The 15,504-nt window shown below is 61.9% G+C and carries 17 protein-coding genes; 12 read left to right on the forward strand and 5 right to left on the reverse strand.

Going from position 1 to position 15,504, the window contains the following annotated elements; genetic code table 11:
• The first annotated feature begins 202 nt into the window (after positions 1-202).
• The gene (locus tag AB5Y50_RS01035) at positions 203-1,108 is read left to right on the forward strand and encodes a GGDEF domain-containing protein (protein ID WP_336576092.1); all 906 of its coding nucleotides are present in this window, start codon (positions 203-205) and stop codon (positions 1,106-1,108) included.
• Between the two features lie 145 nt (positions 1,109-1,253).
• A complete protein-coding gene (locus AB5Y50_RS01040; RefSeq protein WP_315627817.1) occupies positions 1,254-2,417 on the forward strand; it encodes a DUF1615 domain-containing protein in 1,164 nt (387 codons plus the stop codon).
• Positions 2,418-2,486: 69 nt separating this feature from the next.
• On the opposite strand, the gene AB5Y50_RS01045 is transcribed toward AB5Y50_RS01040, so the two are convergent.
• The 3 genes from AB5Y50_RS01045 to AB5Y50_RS01055 form a co-directional block, all read right to left on the reverse strand.
• Complete coding sequence (locus AB5Y50_RS01045) at positions 2,487-3,344, reverse strand: nuclease-related domain-containing protein (RefSeq protein WP_103858272.1); 858 nt, start codon at positions 3,342-3,344, stop codon at positions 2,487-2,489.
• A gap of 25 nt (positions 3,345-3,369) precedes the next feature.
• The gene (locus AB5Y50_RS01050) at positions 3,370-4,002 is read right to left on the reverse strand and encodes a topoisomerase DNA-binding C4 zinc finger domain-containing protein (protein ID WP_052816477.1); all 633 of its coding nucleotides are present in this window, start codon (positions 4,000-4,002) and stop codon (positions 3,370-3,372) included.
• A gap of 217 nt (positions 4,003-4,219) precedes the next feature.
• Positions 4,220-5,188: a hypothetical protein gene (locus tag AB5Y50_RS01055; protein ID WP_323903251.1), complete on the reverse strand. Its 969-nt coding sequence runs from the start codon at positions 5,186-5,188 to the stop codon at positions 4,220-4,222.
• A 333-nt stretch (positions 5,189-5,521) separates the two neighbouring features.
• Between AB5Y50_RS01055 and AB5Y50_RS01060 the strand changes: the two genes are divergently transcribed.
• From AB5Y50_RS01060 to AB5Y50_RS01080, 5 genes are all read left to right on the forward strand, one after another.
• Positions 5,522-6,172: a DedA family protein gene (locus AB5Y50_RS01060; RefSeq protein WP_336576024.1), complete on the forward strand. Its 651-nt coding sequence runs from the start codon at positions 5,522-5,524 to the stop codon at positions 6,170-6,172.
• 245 nt (positions 6,173-6,417) lie between these two features.
• Positions 6,418-7,713, forward strand: a complete 1,296-nt coding sequence (locus tag AB5Y50_RS01065) for a DEAD/DEAH box helicase (RefSeq protein ID WP_227262867.1) — start codon at positions 6,418-6,420, stop codon at positions 7,711-7,713.
• Positions 7,714-7,827: 114 nt separating this feature from the next.
• Positions 7,828-8,463, forward strand: a complete 636-nt coding sequence (locus tag AB5Y50_RS01070) for a DUF2913 family protein (RefSeq protein ID WP_227262866.1) — start codon at positions 7,828-7,830, stop codon at positions 8,461-8,463.
• A gap of 253 nt (positions 8,464-8,716) precedes the next feature.
• Positions 8,717-9,757 (forward strand): M35 family metallo-endopeptidase, encoded by a 1,041-nt coding sequence (locus AB5Y50_RS01075; RefSeq protein ID WP_041213093.1) that lies wholly within the window; start codon positions 8,717-8,719, stop codon positions 9,755-9,757.
• Between the two features lie 45 nt (positions 9,758-9,802).
• Positions 9,803-10,234: a hypothetical protein gene (locus AB5Y50_RS01080; RefSeq protein WP_029314737.1), complete on the forward strand. Its 432-nt coding sequence runs from the start codon at positions 9,803-9,805 to the stop codon at positions 10,232-10,234.
• Here the strand turns inward: AB5Y50_RS01080 and AB5Y50_RS01085 are convergent.
• Complete coding sequence (locus tag AB5Y50_RS01085) at positions 10,231-10,425, reverse strand: hypothetical protein (protein ID WP_216987157.1); 195 nt, start codon at positions 10,423-10,425, stop codon at positions 10,231-10,233. The genes AB5Y50_RS01080 and AB5Y50_RS01085 overlap by 4 nt on opposite strands.
• Positions 10,426-10,486: 61 nt before the next feature.
• Here AB5Y50_RS01085 and AB5Y50_RS01090 point away from each other — a divergent pair, with 61 nt between their 5' ends.
• The 5 genes from AB5Y50_RS01090 (at position 10,487) to AB5Y50_RS01110 (ending at position 13,999) form a co-directional block, all read left to right on the forward strand.
• On the forward strand, positions 10,487-11,065 hold the full coding sequence (locus tag AB5Y50_RS01090) for an O-methyltransferase (RefSeq protein ID WP_202016455.1): 579 nt from the start codon (positions 10,487-10,489) through the stop codon (positions 11,063-11,065).
• A gap of 24 nt (positions 11,066-11,089) precedes the next feature.
• A complete protein-coding gene (locus tag AB5Y50_RS01095; protein WP_368162382.1) occupies positions 11,090-11,296 on the forward strand; it encodes a hypothetical protein in 207 nt (68 codons plus the stop codon).
• A gap of 457 nt (positions 11,297-11,753) precedes the next feature.
• Complete coding sequence (locus tag AB5Y50_RS01100; RefSeq protein WP_368162383.1) at positions 11,754-12,527, forward strand: amino acid ABC transporter substrate-binding protein; 774 nt, start codon at positions 11,754-11,756, stop codon at positions 12,525-12,527.
• Positions 12,528-12,584: 57 nt separating this feature from the next.
• Positions 12,585-13,241 carry an amino acid ABC transporter permease gene (locus AB5Y50_RS01105; RefSeq protein WP_368162384.1) on the forward strand — a complete coding sequence of 219 codons (657 nt, stop codon included), beginning with the start codon at positions 12,585-12,587 and terminating at the stop codon, positions 13,239-13,241.
• Positions 13,238-13,999, forward strand: coding sequence for an amino acid ABC transporter ATP-binding protein (locus AB5Y50_RS01110; RefSeq protein WP_368162385.1), 762 nt, complete (start codon positions 13,238-13,240; stop codon positions 13,997-13,999). The genes AB5Y50_RS01105 and AB5Y50_RS01110 overlap by 4 nt, the downstream gene beginning before the upstream one ends.
• Before the next feature lie 84 nt (positions 14,000-14,083).
• On the opposite strand, the gene AB5Y50_RS01115 is transcribed toward AB5Y50_RS01110, so the two are convergent.
• On the reverse strand, positions 14,084-15,499 hold the full coding sequence (locus AB5Y50_RS01115) for an FAD-dependent oxidoreductase (RefSeq protein ID WP_039040371.1): 1,416 nt from the start codon (positions 15,497-15,499) through the stop codon (positions 14,084-14,086).
• Positions 15,500-15,504 lie beyond the last annotated feature (5 nt).

The raw sequence follows: 15,504 nt of genomic DNA on the forward strand, positions 1-15,504 counted from the left end.
CGCCCACCCCGATGTCACGGCAGATCGCGCCGTCCCCGTTGCAACAATCCCCTGACCCATATGGTGAGGGGATTGTTTTTTATGGAAAAATCGGCCCACAATATCAGTGATTTGCCACCAGGAATGCCGTCGGGGTTCGCTGGCGATGGCAGCCAACGGCTGCCATTCGGGATAGAAGACATGCGCGCTTGGAGCCCAAAACATGATGAAGACTCCCCTCAGGTTATCCGTTCACCCCGCCCGGTTCTTCTCGCTCCCTCCCTGCCGTCGTTTCGTGCTGGTGAGCCTGCCCTGTCTGCTGCTGCTGACGGGGATCCTGGCCGGGGTCAGCTTTGATCCCCTGGCAGAGCACAACCTCTATACCGTCGGGGCTCTGGCCGAAGCGCTCAACGTGTTGACCCTGCTGTTCATGTTCTGGGTGGTGCAGTGTGCCCAGATCACCTTGAAAACCTATCTCTCCCTCACAGGCGGGCTGACCCTCTGGCTCGTCTCCGGCGTCATCGATCTGATGGATGAGGCCTATTTCCAGCCCTGGTGGCTCTCCACGGTGGAAGATAGCCTGCGCACGGTCGGCATGCTGGCCTCGGCCTGGGGTGTGCTGCTGATGGTGCAGCAGATGTATGGCACCCAGATGCGGCTCTCCTCCCTCGCCATGTCAGACGAGCTGACCGGGCTCTCCAATCGCCGGGCGTTTCGCGCCGTGCTGGAGGCGCACGGAGAGGAGGGGACGCCGCTCCTGCTGCTGGATCTCGATCACTTCAAGCTGATCAACGATCGCTATGGCCACGCGATTGGCGACAATGTACTGCGTGAATTCAGCACCCTGCTGCGCCAGCTCTGCCCATTGGATGGGGTGGTGGCACGCCTTGGGGGAGAGGAGTTTGCCATCTGGCTGCCCGGCATGACGGGCGACAAGGCCCGTGCGCTGGCGGAGCAGATAAGGTGCGCGACCGAAGAGCTGGTCTCAGGTGACGGGGTAAGATTCACCGTGAGCCTTGCCCTGGGTATCAGCCAGAGCGGGGAGGGGGTGGATGCTCTGCTCCAGCGCACCGATCTCGCCCTCTATCAGGCCAAGCACCTGGGACGCAACCGGGTGGAGCTGGCGTGATGACGCCAGGGAATGCCGCAGCCAGCGGGCCAGCCGGTTCATCCGCCTTCATCTTGTCAGACTTGTTCCCTACAATGTCCGCCTCCATGCATTCGAGCCCTCTCATTCGCGATGAGGGGCAGGTCCCGCTCTTCAGGAAGCCTTCATGATCCCCTCTCACTCCTTGTTTGATGCCCATTGGCGCTGGCTGTCACTGCTTTCCCTTGCCCTGCTGTCGGGTTGTGCCAGCGAGCCTCCCGCCCCGACCAGCCCGGCGACGCCGGCGGGGCGCCCCATTCCCAAGGCGATGCAGCCGCAAAAACCGGCCGACATGAAGAGCCGCATCGTGCGCTTCCTGCCGCGCAGCGTGGTGGACAAGCCAGGCTGGGCCAATGACGTGGTGACGGCGCTCACCACCCAGGGGCTGACGGTGAGCGATCACAACGTCTGCAGCGTGCTGGCGGTGGCGGAGCAGGAGGCGACCTATCAGGCGGACCCCGTGGTGCCCAACCTCAACAAGATTGCCTGGAAGGAGATCAATGCCCGGGCCGGCAAGCTGCTCATCCCCGAGTTCATGGTGCGCACGGCCCTCTCCATCCAATCCCCCACCGGCAAGAGCTATGCCGAGCGCATCGACAAACTTCGCACCGAGCGGGAGATGAGCGAGATCTTCGAAGACATGATAGGCAGCGTCCCCATGGGCAAGCAGCTCTTTGGCAATCTCAACCCGGTACGCACCGGCGGCCCCATGCAGGTGAGCGTCGCCTTTGCTGAGGCCAACGCCCGTGGCTACCCCTATCCCGTGAAGGAGTCCATTCGCCACGAGGTGTTCACTCGTCGCGGCGGCATCTGGTTTGGCACCAAACACATCTTCGGCTATCCCGCCGACTACCCGGATACCCTCTATCGCTTCGCCGACTTCAATGCGGGCTGGTACGCGAGCCGCAATGCGGCCTTCCAGGCGGCGGTAAGCCGGGTGAGTGGCAAGCCCCTGGCCCTGGACGGGGATCTCATCCGTTACGACTCGGATTTGCCCGGCAAGACCGAACTCGCGGTCCACAGCATCGCCAGCCGCGTCAACATGAGCAAGCAGGCCATTCACCAGAGCCTGAAGCTCGGGGACAGCAGCGACTTTGCCAAAAGCGATCTCTACCACAGGGTCTTCGCCCTGGCCGACAAACAGGCCGGGACACGGCAACCCCGCGCCATCTTGCCCGGTATCCAGCTAAAGAGCCCCAAGATCACCCGCAACCTCACCACCGCCTGGTTTGCCAAGCGGGTGGATGAGCGCGAGCAGCGCTGCGTGCAGAAGATGGCAACGATCCGCTGATTTGCTGAAATAACAAAGGCGGCCAATTGGCCGCCTTTGTTTTATGCCTCCGTCGTTCAGCCTTCCCATCTACTTCATCAGCGCTCTGGTCCCCCTGCATGTGGGGAATTCATGGCATCCCCAGAACGGTTTTCCCTTGTTGTCACCTCTACCGGCAGTGCGCAATACCATGGTGCTGCCACATCTGGGGCAGATCGGGGGTGGATTGTCCGGTGGCGATACGCTCTGTGAGGGTGGGTTTGCAACTGATTGCCTGACAGGTTCGCGGGTGGAAACATGGTTGGCGGATGGGTCGGCATGACGAGTCTTGAGCTGGGTGACATGCTGTCTGTGAGTCTGCCAGTTGGCGGCAAGTCGCCCTTGTTGAATGGTGTCGACAACGTGAGCGACCTCGCTCTCGGCCAATACCGGCGTGGTTATACCCTTGACGTAGCGAATGAGCCCGCGGTTCATCACGTTCTGCGGCATAGGGGTCTTGAAGGTGCAGTCGCCGATAAAGAAGATGACGGAGTGAAGCTGGTTGTCTGAGAGCCCCAGCAGGGATTTGAGGGTCATCATGTGCAGGTGGTTCTGATGCAGCGGGTTCTGGAAGCTGTGCTTGCGGCGATAGATCTGCTGGGTCCAGCTTTTCTGGGTCGGGTTGCCGAATATCCAGCCCTTCATGTTCTTGGTCTCAATCACGAATAGCCCGAAGCGAGAGACGATCACGTGATCGATCTGAGTGCTGCCCTGGGGGGTGGGCAGGGTCACGTCCTTGAGCAGGCGATATTCCCGCTTGTCGAGAAATAGCCGAATACAGAGATTGATAAACCACTCCCCGACCATCCCTTTGAACCAGGCCGTTTTGAGCAGGGTGGCAATCAACAGCAGTGGCAGGAGAAACCAGAGCTGAGTCAGCAGCGGCGCTATGGCAGCAGTGATATCCATGTGATTTAGCCTTCACAGATCCCGGTCAGGGATGGGTCTCGATGGGGATGATGCTGCGACACTTGGGGTATTCGGGGCAGCCCCAGAAGCTGTTACCCTTGGTATCTCCCCGTTTGCTGGTCCTCAGTACCATGGTTGTGCCGCATTTTGGACAAACCGGTGCTGTACCTGCATGGGCGGCCACGTTGTCCTGCGGGTCACTGTCGCTTGCGACGCGCTCCAACGTGATGCGCACCTCCTCGCTCACCCGAATAATGCGCTGAGCTTCATCGTAGGCATCGCGGTACAGCTCACTGTCATCCGCCCGCCGGATCAACACCCCCATCTCGTTGTTGTTCACCTGGCTGAATTCGTAGAGGTTCAGGCTGGTGACAATGCACATCTCCTCATTGAGGTAGCACTTGGCATGGAGATTTTTGCAAAAGCTGGTGCGGATATAGGTGAGCTCCTTGAGCCAGCTGATCTCTTCCGGTTGGAGTTCGCTCTTGCCATAGACGATCCGCACATCGATCTTGAGCCGGTTCTTGTCGGTCAGCAGCTCCTTGATCCTGTCATTGAGTTTGAGAAAGGGGCTGATCAGGATTAACCGCTCCTTGGCATCCTTTATCAGCTCTTCGAGGAAATAGTTGGTTGCGCTGGTATTCAGAAATTTGGCCATAACAAGCTCCCTGTCCCTGGAAATGTCATGTGTTCTCTGCTCAACAGTAGGCAGTCAGCCTGACCACAATCCCCGGCGTGGTTCTGCTTCACGTCTTCACCCACCGTCCGTATCCCCATGCTAGGAGATACAGGTGGGACCTCATAGCGGCAATGGAGTCAAATGTGCGTTCAGTCAGAGATTTGGTGATGGGGACGGTTCATGTCGCCTTGCTGCGCTAAAAACTCATCGCCAGTCCGATGGAGTAGCCGCTGGTACTGTTGCTGAACATATAGCGGGCCACCAGCCGGGTGCGGGTGATGAAGATGTCGTACTTGCTGCTGTCGAGTTCGAGGCCAAGTCCCAGGGAGTTGAGGCTGTTGAAACCGAGCAGCCCCCGTTGCTGCCCCAGGTATTCGGTTCTGGCTCCTTCCAGCACGTAGCGAAGGGGCCTGTCCAGCAGGGTCCAGTGCCACAGGGGGGCGCGGCGGCGCAGGTAAAGTCCGAGGTTTTCCGCATCGGCCTGACCGCTGACGCTCTCGGCGGTGCCGGTGAAGCTTTGCAGATGCTGGTAGGAGTAGCGCAGCTCGGCATCGATATCCTGGGCGGCGGAGAAGAGCTCATAGTCCAGCATCAATGAGCCGCCGAGGCCATAGACATTGAGGGTGCCGCCGTCGAGGAAGTCCAGATTCTGGCCGCTCCTGTGCTCGAGCAGGGCGGCCCCGATGCGAAGGTCGCTGGCCACCGTGCCCAGGGTGACATTGGCGATGGGCCGCAGCACCAGATTGCCACCAAAGCGATCCCGGTGGACGCCGATATCCCAGCCGATGCCGCCGGTGGCGCTCAGGCTGTTCCATTTGGTGGGAATGGTGCGGGTCTCGTTGCCATCAGTGAACACGAACTGGGGATCGTAGCGGCTGTAGCCCAGGGTGCCCTCCAGATAGAGGGGAACATCCTCGCTCAGGGTGGCGCCACCCCCGAGCTGGGTGATGGTGAGGGCGGAGGTGTCGTTGGTGCCGCTGCCGATATTCAGGTTGCTGGCGGTGATATCCGGCACCACGGCGTAGCTCATGAGGGAGACGACGGCGTTGGCGCGCTGTTGCACCAGGCTCTCGTCGCTGGCACGGGCCTTTGTCACAAGACCGGCAGAGACGCCGGCAAGCACCGCCAGCAAGGAAAGTGTGTGAGAAGAGAGCTGTCTTGCCATACCTGGCTCCATGAGTACCCCGTCCATCGGGGCATGTTCACACTGTAACGGGTTTCATCTGGCTTGGCAGCCTGGCAAGGGCCGACCCGTCCTGTTTTGGGGGCATGCACACTGGTCTGATGGGCCAGGTTGCCCTCGCTTTGGCAGGGGCAGGGGGGGGCGAGAAGGGGGAACCGCTGGGCAGAAAACACAGACATTAATTTATTGTTCAGTTCCCCGGGTGTATAAGAGGCCTCCCATACGAACATTGGGGTGGTAGCAGGGATGGATTACCAGACGGGGCCTTCGGGTCATCATGACGAATGCGCATTACGTTGATGGGAGTCACACCAGATGCAGGACATGCTGCTTGCCATATGGCATCAGGATTTTGATCAGCTTATACAAATGCAGGCAATCGGTCTGCTCGTCACCTGTCTGGTGGTGATCCTCTTCCTTGAATCGAGCTTCGTCTTTCTGCCCCTGCCCGGTGACAGCCTGGTGCTGCTGGCGGGCGGTCTGGTGGGCATGGGGGTGCTGGGACCCGAGGTGACCTTGCTCTATCTGCCGCTCGCGGCCGGGATAGGGAGCGTGCTCGCCTACTGGCAGGGGCAGGCACTGCATGGCACCCGTTTCATGGGCCATGTGGATCGAATGATCCCGGAAGGGAGCCTGCCCAGGGCCTCCCGACTGCTGGATCGTTACGGTTTCTGGGCCATGTTCGTGTCCCGTTTCATCCCCTTCGTGAGAGTGTTGACCCCCATGTTGATGGGAGTCTCCCGCCTGCACCTGCTGCGGGTGGCCGTGGCGAGTTTTGCCAGCGCCTTCCTCTGGTCCCTGGTGCTGAGCATGGCCGGCAAGATGGTGATGGCGACCCCGGTCTTTGCCCATCATCAGGAGCTGCTGACCAAGTGCCTGCTTGTCACCTCTTTCGGGTTGTTCGTCATCGCGGTGGCGGCCATCGGCATGCGGCTGCTCAAGCGTCCGAGCAAGCGGGTGCGCTGATCTCACTGCCCGGGCTGCGCCTGCTGCCGCGTCTGGAGAGCGCAGCCCCCGGAAAAATACAGGCCATTTGAGGCGGCATTCCTGTCGCCTATCTGTTACACTTCGCGCCCGCCATTTTCCGGCTCATCTTCTGATCTGATGTCAGACCCAGCCGTCCTTGGCTCCACGCCTCGCCGATGCCAGGCCACACGCCGGCCCAGGCCACCCACGCCAACTACAGCTCCGCTGGAACACAGGAACCCAACATGAGATTTGAATCGTTCGATTTTGCCCCCGAGATTTTGCGCGCCATCTCAGATTGCGGTTATCAGGAGATGACCCCTGTGCAGAGCCAGGCCATCCCGGCCATTCGCCGTGGCCGCGATGTGCTGGCCAGTGCCCAGACCGGTACCGGCAAGACAGCCGCCTTTGCGTTGCCCCTCCTGCAACGTCTGGTAGACAACCCGGCGCCGGTGCAGCCTTCCAATGCCCGCGTGCTGATCCTGACCCCGACCCGCGAGCTGGCGGCCCAGGTGGCGAGCAATATCAACGATTTCGCCAAGTATCTTGATATCACTACCCTCACCATCGTGGGTGGTGGCAAACAGGATGTGCAGGCCAAGAAGCTCAAAGCGGGCGCACACATCATAGTGGCCACCCCTGGCCGTCTGCTCGAGCACCTCACCGCCTGCAACCTGAGCCTCTCCGGGGTCGAGACCCTGGTGCTGGACGAGGCGGATCGCATCCTCGACATGGGCTTTAGCGCCGATGTGCAGCAGATCCTGCAGGCGGTCAACAAGACCCGCCAGAACCTGCTCTTCTCTGCCACCTTCTCCGAGGCGGTGAAAAAGCTGGCCAACCTCATGCTGGACAAACCCCAGGTGGTGGCCGTCGACAAGCAGAACTCCACTGCCGACACCGTGAGCCATACCGTTTATCCGGTGGAACAGAAGCGCAAGCGCGAGCTGCTCTCCGAGCTTATCGGCAAGCAGAACTGGCAGCAGGTGCTGGTGTTTGCCAGCACCCGCGAGAGCTGCGATGAACTGGTGGAGGAGCTCAACCTCGACGGCATCAAGTCTGCCGTGGTGCACGGTGACAAGGCCCAGGGGAGCCGTCGCCGCGCCTTGCGTGAATTCACCGAAGGCAAGCTGCGGGTGCTGGTGGCCACCGAGGTGGCCGCCCGCGGCCTGGACATTCCGAGCCTGGAATACGTGGTCAACTATGATCTGCCGTTCCTCGCGGAAGATTACGTGCACCGTATAGGCCGAACCGGTCGCGCTGGCAAGAGCGGCATGGCCATCTCCTTCGTCAGTCGCGAGGAGGAGCGCACCCTGCTGGAGATCGAAGCCCTCATCGGCCAGAAAATCCGCCGCATCATGGTGCCGGGTTACGAGGTGAGCAGCCGTGACGACCTTATCAAGCAGTTGCAGGAGCGCCGCCGCTTCGGCAAACGCCCGCAGCGTGAAGACAATGCCGCCGCCCAGGCCATGGCCGAGGCGAAACTGCAAGGCCAGCGCCTCAAGCGTCTGGCGGCGGCCAAGAAGCCCCGTCAGCCGAAATAAGGCAACGTCGCACCCTCCCGGTCGGGGAGGGGCGTTTACTCTCCAAAGGCGCCACTGGCGCCTTTGTGCTGTCGATGACGCGGCCCCTGGCCGCCCCGTTTCAGAGGATCCGAGATGACCCTTCCTGCTTACAATCAGGCCCTGCTCGAGATGGCCCGCCAGAGCCTGGCGGAGCTGGAGCGCACCGCCGCCCAGAAAACGGGCAAACGCACCCCCGCTCAGGAGAGCCACTTTCTCTGTACCTGGATGGCGGATTCTCTCAAGGAAAAACGCTTCTCCCGGCTGGTGATGGAGGATCTCAAGACCTGGGTGCAACTGGGGCGGACGCTGGGGGCGGGGGCCGATCTCAAGGGGCTGCTTGAGCGGGTGCAGCGCCAGTATGAGCGTGCCATGCATGAGCCGGTACAGCTGGGGGCGCGCCTGGCCGATCTGCTTTTGGCGCTGGAGGGGGCGGGCTGGCTGGTGTTCACCGACAGCGAACTGAACACCCGGCAGCGGCTGCTGAGCCAGGGGCAATCCAGCCTGATCATCTCGGCCAGCGAGTATCAGGGCCATATCGAGGGGGGTGAGCTGGTCAAGCCCCTCACCCTCTATGTGCGCGGGGACGAGCAGGTACTGGCCGAGGCGGCATTTGCCTGGGGCCTGCTGCTGAGCCAGGGCAACAAGAAAACCACCCTGGTCAAGCACCACAAGGCCTATCGGCTGATGCCGGGCAACGCGCAGCCTGCCCTGGCGCTGCTGTCCTCCTGATCCCGCCTTCTCATCCCGTCACCCGGCCTTGCGCCGGGTTTTTTTATGGCAAATGCACCCCACGGGGTTACCTGCACGCTCGGGCCGGGCGGGCAATCTTTGTCGCAGCCAAGGGGCTCCCCCTCTGATGGGGGGCGTCCCCCATATGGAGGGATGGTGGGGTGGTGCTTCTGCTCTAGGGTGGATGGGCCCCAAAGAGGGCCTTAAAGGAAGCAGACCGCCTGACAAGGCGACACTCAATGAATGAGGAAACATGATGAAAGCGACTCCAATTGCCCTGTTGCTGGCCGGCGTGCTGGCGTCCCCGCTCTGCGCCGCCGGACTCGATGCCCGGCTCACCCTGGTGGAGGGCAGCACAGACGATGTGCGCGTCAACCTGACCCTGACCAACACCGGGGAGAAGCCGGTTCGTCTGCTCAAATGGCAACTGCCGGGCAGCGAGGATGCTCCCCTGTTCCAGGTGGAGCGTGACGGCCAGCCGGTGGATTACGAAGGGGCCCTGATCAAGCGGGCCGCCCCGAGTGACAAGGACTACCAACTGCTCAAGGCGGGCCAGAGCCTGACAGTGCAGGCGGAGGTCTCCGGTCTCTACGACATGAGTGCCCAGGGCCAGTACAGCATCCGTTACCTGCTGCCGACCGTGGCGCAGGAGGGGAAAGCGGCCAAGGCCAAACAGGCCCAGGCGAGCGAGTCCAATGCCGTGACCCTCTGGGTGGACGGGGTGAGCGACGAGCGGGTGCTGGCCAAGGCGGCGGTGGCCGAGCCCCAGGCGGTGAGCGCCTCGGTCAGCTTCAGCGGCCGTTGCACCAACACCCAGAAGAGCGACATCCTGGCTGCGCTCGATGCCGCGAGTGGCATCGCCAACAACTCCAGCAGCTACCTCGCGGTGGACAAGCCGAATGGACAGCGCTACCGCAGCTGGTTTGGCGCCTATGACGCCACCCGCTGGAACCAGGCCGAGACCAACTTCAGCAAGATCAAGGATGCCATCGACAACAAGCCGCTCACCTTCGACTGCGGTTGCAAGCAGAGTTACTTTGCCTATGTCTATCCGGACCAGCCCTACAAGGTCTATCTGTGCAAGAGCTTCTGGACTGCGCCGGTCACCGGGACCGATTCCCGCGCCGGCACCATTGTCCACGAGCTGAGCCACTTCAACGTGGTGGCGGGCACCGACGATCTGGGATACGGTCAGGCCAATGCGCGCAATCTGGCGAGCACGGATCCCCAGAAGGCCCTGAACAATGCCGACAACCACGAATATTTCGCCGAGAATACCCCGAGCGAAAATTGAGTTGCAAACAGGGGCCGGATGGCCCCTTTTTTTGACGGAGGCACCATGATGACACTCTTGCTTACCACCCTGGCACTGGCGCCCTTGCAGTGCGAGCTGTCGGTCAGCGCAGAGAGCGGGGTGAACGAACCCCTGCCCCTGGTGATGACCCTGACCAACCGGGGGGAGACGCCCCTCGAGGTATTGACCTGGTTCACCCCCTTCGAGGGGTGGTTTGCCGATGCCATCGACCTGACCCGCGATGGGCAGCCGCTGGACTATCGAGGGCCGCTTGCCAAGCGAGGTACCCCCGGGGACGGCGACTTCCTGCACCTGGGGGCGGGGGAGCAGAGCCAGGCCGATGCGGACCTGGCGCAGGCCTACGACCTGTCCCAACCGGGCCGCTACCGGCTCAGCTATCGTGCCCAGCCCTTGACGCTGACCAAGGGCGTGGCGCCCAGCTGCCCCGCCGTCGACTTTACCCGGGTGGCCCCCTAGGCGATCTGCGGCTTGCCCTTGGTATCCAGCAGCCCGACGGCGCGGGGGGCCACCGCCAGACCGCGTGAAGATTGGCTTTCCCGCCAGCAGCAGTGCACCAGCGTGATCACATGGTCATCCAGGGTATCGTCTTTATCCGGATGACGCAGGGGATGGGCCACCGAGTGGGTCGATAGCAAAATGATGAACATGAGGGGCGGTCCAGCCATGCCATGCACCGGGCCGACTCGTTTACACCGTCAAGGAGGAGACATGGCACTGGAACAACTGAAACGGGAGCTGGAGCGCTTTGGCGAGCAGAATGACGGCGCGCAACACTCCCGTGGCAGCAAGATGCTCAACATTACCCGCGACACCGGCGAACTGCTGGCGATGCTGGTGCAGACGAGGGGGGCGCAGGCTGTGCTGGAGATCGGCACCTCCAACGGTTACTCCACCCTCTGGCTGGCCGAGGCAGTGAAACGGCTGGGGGGCCGGGTCACCACCATCGAGCTGGACGAGGGCAAACGGACCATGGCGGCGACCAACTTTGAGCGGGCCGGGCTCACTCCCTGGATTGAGCAGTTGGCGGGGGAGGCCGGCAGCCTGTTGCCCTGCCTGCCGACGGCGGGCTATCAGCTCATTTTTCTGGACTCCGATCGCCGCCACTACCAGGCCTGGTGGCCCGAGATCCAGCGCCTGCTTGCCCCTCGTGGCCTGCTGGTGGTGGACAATGCCATCTCCCATGAAGACGAGATGAGGGAGTGGATGGCACAGGTGCGGCGTGACCCCGATTTCCTGACTTCCCTGGTGCCGGTGGGCAAGGGGGAGTGGCTGGTGGTGCGGTTGTAGGGGAAAGGCATGGAAAACAAGACCATGGAACCAAAAGCAGTTGTGGAGGCCTACTGGCAGGCCATGCAAAGCAACGATTTCGTCAAGACCCCCAGGTGGCTGAGCGATGACTTTCTCTGTGACTGGCCAACGTTGGGGGAGCGGCGCGCGGGGCGGGTCAACTTCGTCGAGATCCATCGGCGCTACCCGGCGGCCGGGCCCTGGAATGTCGACATCGTCCGCCTGCTGTAGCAGGGCGGGAGGTGGTGACCGAAGGGGTGATCACTGACGGTGACGTCAAGGCGCGCGCCATCGCGCCTTTACCTTCCACGTGGTGCGTGGCAATCCCATTTGCCATCAGACTGAATTTTGGCCCGATTGATACGTTGTGTCGTGATTGGGCCACTGCCATCCCGCGGGAGCTGCAACCCGCCTGATATGGTTTCCGCTGACGGAGCGCCGCCAGCGGGGCAATTCCTCGGCCAGCCCGGCCATTATTTTTTCGTTATCCATTATTTCGCTAAATATCCCCGTATTTCATGGTTGGGTCATGCCATGAGCCACGTTATGTTTCATCCATACCGCCAGCAAGCACTATGAAGGTTATCTCTACCGATAATTAATTTAAATTAAACATGATAACCGGCTGGTTTTATTTTGTGGTGGTTGGCAAGCGCTCTGGATGTTCATAAATATAACGAGGTGAATAATGAAAAAACGGCACTCCCTGTTTTTAATGGCGGCACTTCCGCTGGTACTGATGACATCGGTACAGGCACAGTCAAGCCTGGCCGAGATCCAGCGGGCCGGAGTGATCAAGATCGGCACCGAAGGGACCTATCCTCCTTTCACCTACCACGACAAGAGCGGTAAGCTGGTGGGCTTTGACGTGGAGATAGGCGAGCTGATTGCAAGCGGTCTGGGCGTGAAGCCGCAGTTCGTCGAGGGCAAGTGGGACGGGCTCATCGCCGGGGTGGACGCCAAGCGCTACGACCTGGTGCTCAACGAAGTGGCCATCACCCCTGAACGGCTGAAAAAATATGATTTTTCAGATCCCTACATCACCTCCAAGGCGGTGATCGTGGTGCACAGCGACAACCAAAGCATCAAGAGTTTTGCCGATCTGAAGGGCAAGAAATCCTCCCAGTCCCTGACCAGCAACTTCGCCCAGCTGGCGAAATCATCGGGCGCCGAGGTGGTGGCCACCGAGGGATTCAACCAGTCACTCGAACTGGTGCTGACCGGGCGGGTGGATGCCACCATCAACGACAGCCTCTCGTTCCTCGACTTCAAGAAACAGAAGCCGGACGCCAAATTGAAGGTGGCGGCCAGCGAGGCCAAGGGGGATCAATCTGCCGCCCTGCTCGCCAAGGGGCAACCCGAGTTGCTGGCTGCCATCAATCAGGCGCTGCGCAATGCCAAGCAGGATGGCGAATATCAGAAAATATCGCAGAAATATTTCGGTACCGACGTCTCGCAATAATATCGCGACAATATAATAACAACTGAGGATATTAACGTGCCGGCCTGGTTGCAGTTAATGATCGACTCTTTTTGGCCCCTGCTCAGTGCGGGGCTTATTTTTACCGTGCCACTCACCCTTATCACCTTCGTGCTGGGAATATTGCTCGGCTTGCTGGTGGCCCTGGCCAGGCTCTATGGCCCGTCTCCCCTGGTGGCCCTGGCTCGCTTCTATGTGTGGCTTGTTCGGGGCACGCCGCTGCTGGTGCAGCTCTTTCTCATCTTCTACGGCTTGCCGAGCGCCGGCATAGTGCTGGATGCCTTCACCGCCGCCGTCATCGGCTTCACCCTCAACATCGGCGCCTACAGCTCGGAGACCATCCGCGCCACCCTGGCGGCGATCCCCAGAGGGCAGTGGGAGGCGGCCCACGCCATCGGCATGAACTGGCCCCAGGCCATGGGACGGGTGATCCTGCCCCAGGCGGCGCGCATCGCTGTACCGCCCCTCTCCAACACCTTCATCTCCCTGGTCAAAGACACCTCGCTGGCGGCGGCGGTGACCGTGCCCGAGCTGTTCCAGGCGGCCCAGCGCCTCGCCTCCGTCACCTATGAGCCGCTCATCCTCTATATCGAGACGGCCCTCATCTACCTGATGTTCAGCTCTGTGCTCAGCCTGTTGCAAGATCGGCTGGAGCGCAGATTGACCCACAAAGAGACCCGGGAGGTCGCCCTATGATCCGGTTGAGCGGTATCGAGAAGCAGTTTGGTGGCAGGCCCGTGCTCAAGGGGGTGGGGCTGGCGATGGCCGCGGGCAGCGTCACCGCCCTGATCGGTCCCTCCGGCAGCGGCAAGAGTACCTTGCTGCGCTGCGTGAACCTGCTGGAGCGACCCGATGCGGGACAGCTGGTGCTGGGGGGAAGCGAGCTCGACTTCTCCCATCACCTGTCACGGCAGCAGGTGCTGACCCTGCGCCAGCAGACCGGCATGGTGTTCCAGAACTTTCAGCTGTTCCCGCACATGACGGTGCTGGAGAACGTGATGGAGGGGCTGGTGACCGTCTTGAAGTGGCCCAGGGAGAAGGCGAGGGCGAGGGGCCTGGCGCTGCTGGACAAGGTGGGGCTCGGCCACAAGGCCGGCGTGTTGCCCGCCACCCTCTCCGGCGGCCAGCAGCAGCGGGTCGCCATTGCCCGGGCGCTGGCGCCATCCCCCAAGGTGCTGCTCTGCGACGAGCCCACCTCGGCGCTGGATCCCGAGCTGGCGCTGGAGGTGCTGGCCGTGCTGCGCCAGCTGGCGCGCGAAGGTACCACCATGCTGATCGCCACCCACGACCTGCGCCTCGCGGCCCAGATAGCCCAGCAGGTGATCTTTCTGGAAGGGGGGGAGGTGGTGGAGGCGGGCAGCGCGCGCCAGATGTTCACGACCCCCAGGCGGGCCCGTACCTTCGAGTACATCTCCACCCTGACCGAACGGCAGCCGGAGAACTGGAGCATCTAGCCGCGACTGCCCACGAAGGCGAGATAAAGAAACAGCCCCACACGAGCGGGGCTGTTTGCATGGCTGCTTGGTTATGGCGGCAGATCACACGGCCAGGTAGTCCATGATCCCTTCGGCCGCCTTGCGACCCTCATAGATGGCGGTCACCACCAGATCCGAGCCGCGCACCGCGTCACCACCGGCGAACACCTTGGGGTTGCTGGTCTGGAAGGCGTACTCGGCCTTCTCGGGCGCCTTGATGCGATCCCGGCCGTCGAGCTCGACGCCGTGCTCTGCCATCCAGGGCTGGGGGTTGGGCTGGAAGCCGAACGCCATCACCACCGCATCGGCGGGCAGCACCTGCTCGGAGCCTTCAATGACCACAGGATTGCGGCGGCCATTGGCATCGGGGGCGCCGAGCTCGGTGCTCACCACCTTGATGCCGCAGGTGCGGCCGTGGGCGTCCAGTTCGACCCCGACAGGTTGCAGGTTGAACATGAATTCCACCCCTTCCTCCTGGGCGTTTTTCACCTCCCGCTTGGAGCCCGGCATGTTCTCGGCATCCCGGCGGTAGGCGCAGATCACCCGATCGGCCCCCTGGCGGATGGCGGTGCGCACGCAGTCCATGGCGGTGTCGCCGCCCCCCAGCACCACTACCTGCTTGCCGGCGAAGTCGATGTAATCGGCTTGCGCCTTCTCAAAGCCCAGCAAGCGATTGGCGTTGGAGATGAGGTAGGGCAGGGCGTCGTAGACCCCCGGCGCCTCTTCGTTGGCAAAGCCGCCCTTCATGTACTTGTAGGTGCCGACCCCGAGGAAGACCGCATCGAACTCGCCGAGCAGGTCGGCGAAGGTGACGTCACGGCCCACTTCGGTCTCGAGGCGAAACTCCACCCCCATCCCCTCGAAGATCTCGCGGCGGCGTTGCATCACCTCTTTCTCCAGCTTGAAGGAGGGGATACCGAAGGTGAGCAGGCCGCCGATCTCCGGGTACTTGTCGAACACCACAGGGGTGACGCCATTGCGTGCCAGCACGTCGGCACAGGCAAGGCCCGCGGGGCCCGCGCCAATGACGGCGACCCGCTTGCCGGTCTTGACCACCTTGGAGAGATCCGGGCGCCAGCCCATCTCGAACGCCTTGTCGGTGATGTATTTTTCGATGTTGCCGATGGTCACGGCGCCGAATCTGTCGTTGAGGGTGCAAGCACCCTCACACAGTCTGTCTTGCGGGCAGACGCGGCCACATACCTCCGGCAGGCTGTTGGTCTGGTGGGAGAGCTCCACCGCCTCCAGAATGCGTCCCTCGTTGGCCAGCTTCAGCCAGTTGGGGATGTAGTTGTGTACCGGGCACTTCCACTCGCAATAGGGGTTGCCGCAGTCGAGGCAGCGATCCGCCTGCATGCCGACCTGGGCCTGGTTGAAGGGCTCGTAGATCTCCACGAACTGGATCTTGCGGATCTTGAGCGGCTTCTTGGGCGGGTCGACCCGCTGGACATCGATAAACTGGAATACGTTCTGGCTCATAGGGT

Source organism: Aeromonas sp. s6 (assembly GCF_040907815.1).
Lineage (GTDB): Bacteria > Pseudomonadota > Gammaproteobacteria > Enterobacterales > Aeromonadaceae > Aeromonas > Aeromonas caviae.

What these genes read in the sequence shown, in the direction of transcription:
- AB5Y50_RS01060 (WP_336576024.1), top strand. Translation starts at nt 5,522, where the DNA reads ATGCAGGACATGCTGCTTGCCATATGGCATCAGGATTTTGATCAGCTT.
- AB5Y50_RS01080 (WP_029314737.1), top strand. Translation starts at nt 9,803, where the DNA reads ATGATGACACTCTTGCTTACCACCCTGGCACTGGCGCCCTTGCAGTGC.
- AB5Y50_RS01055 (WP_323903251.1), bottom strand. Translation starts at nt 5,188, where the DNA reads ATGGCAAGACAGCTCTCTTCTCACACACTTTCCTTGCTGGCGGTGCTT.
- AB5Y50_RS01050 (WP_052816477.1), bottom strand. Translation starts at nt 4,002, where the DNA reads ATGGCCAAATTTCTGAATACCAGCGCAACCAACTATTTCCTCGAAGAG.
- AB5Y50_RS01115 (WP_039040371.1), bottom strand. Translation starts at nt 15,499, where the DNA reads ATGAGCCAGAACGTATTCCAGTTTATCGATGTCCAGCGGGTCGACCCG.
- AB5Y50_RS01090 (WP_202016455.1), top strand. Translation starts at nt 10,487, where the DNA reads ATGGCACTGGAACAACTGAAACGGGAGCTGGAGCGCTTTGGCGAGCAG.
- AB5Y50_RS01065 (WP_227262867.1), top strand. Translation starts at nt 6,418, where the DNA reads ATGAGATTTGAATCGTTCGATTTTGCCCCCGAGATTTTGCGCGCCATC.
- AB5Y50_RS01035 (WP_336576092.1), top strand. Translation starts at nt 203, where the DNA reads ATGATGAAGACTCCCCTCAGGTTATCCGTTCACCCCGCCCGGTTCTTC.
- AB5Y50_RS01070 (WP_227262866.1), top strand. Translation starts at nt 7,828, where the DNA reads ATGACCCTTCCTGCTTACAATCAGGCCCTGCTCGAGATGGCCCGCCAG.
- AB5Y50_RS01045 (WP_103858272.1), bottom strand. Translation starts at nt 3,344, where the DNA reads ATGGATATCACTGCTGCCATAGCGCCGCTGCTGACTCAGCTCTGGTTT.
- AB5Y50_RS01095 (WP_368162382.1), top strand. Translation starts at nt 11,090, where the DNA reads ATGGAACCAAAAGCAGTTGTGGAGGCCTACTGGCAGGCCATGCAAAGC.
- AB5Y50_RS01110 (WP_368162385.1), top strand. Translation starts at nt 13,238, where the DNA reads ATGATCCGGTTGAGCGGTATCGAGAAGCAGTTTGGTGGCAGGCCCGTG.
- AB5Y50_RS01040 (WP_315627817.1), top strand. Translation starts at nt 1,254, where the DNA reads ATGATCCCCTCTCACTCCTTGTTTGATGCCCATTGGCGCTGGCTGTCA.
- AB5Y50_RS01075 (WP_041213093.1), top strand. Translation starts at nt 8,717, where the DNA reads ATGATGAAAGCGACTCCAATTGCCCTGTTGCTGGCCGGCGTGCTGGCG.
- AB5Y50_RS01100 (WP_368162383.1), top strand. Translation starts at nt 11,754, where the DNA reads ATGAAAAAACGGCACTCCCTGTTTTTAATGGCGGCACTTCCGCTGGTA.
- AB5Y50_RS01105 (WP_368162384.1), top strand. Translation starts at nt 12,585, where the DNA reads ATGATCGACTCTTTTTGGCCCCTGCTCAGTGCGGGGCTTATTTTTACC.
- AB5Y50_RS01085 (WP_216987157.1), bottom strand. Translation starts at nt 10,425, where the DNA reads ATGTTCATCATTTTGCTATCGACCCACTCGGTGGCCCATCCCCTGCGT.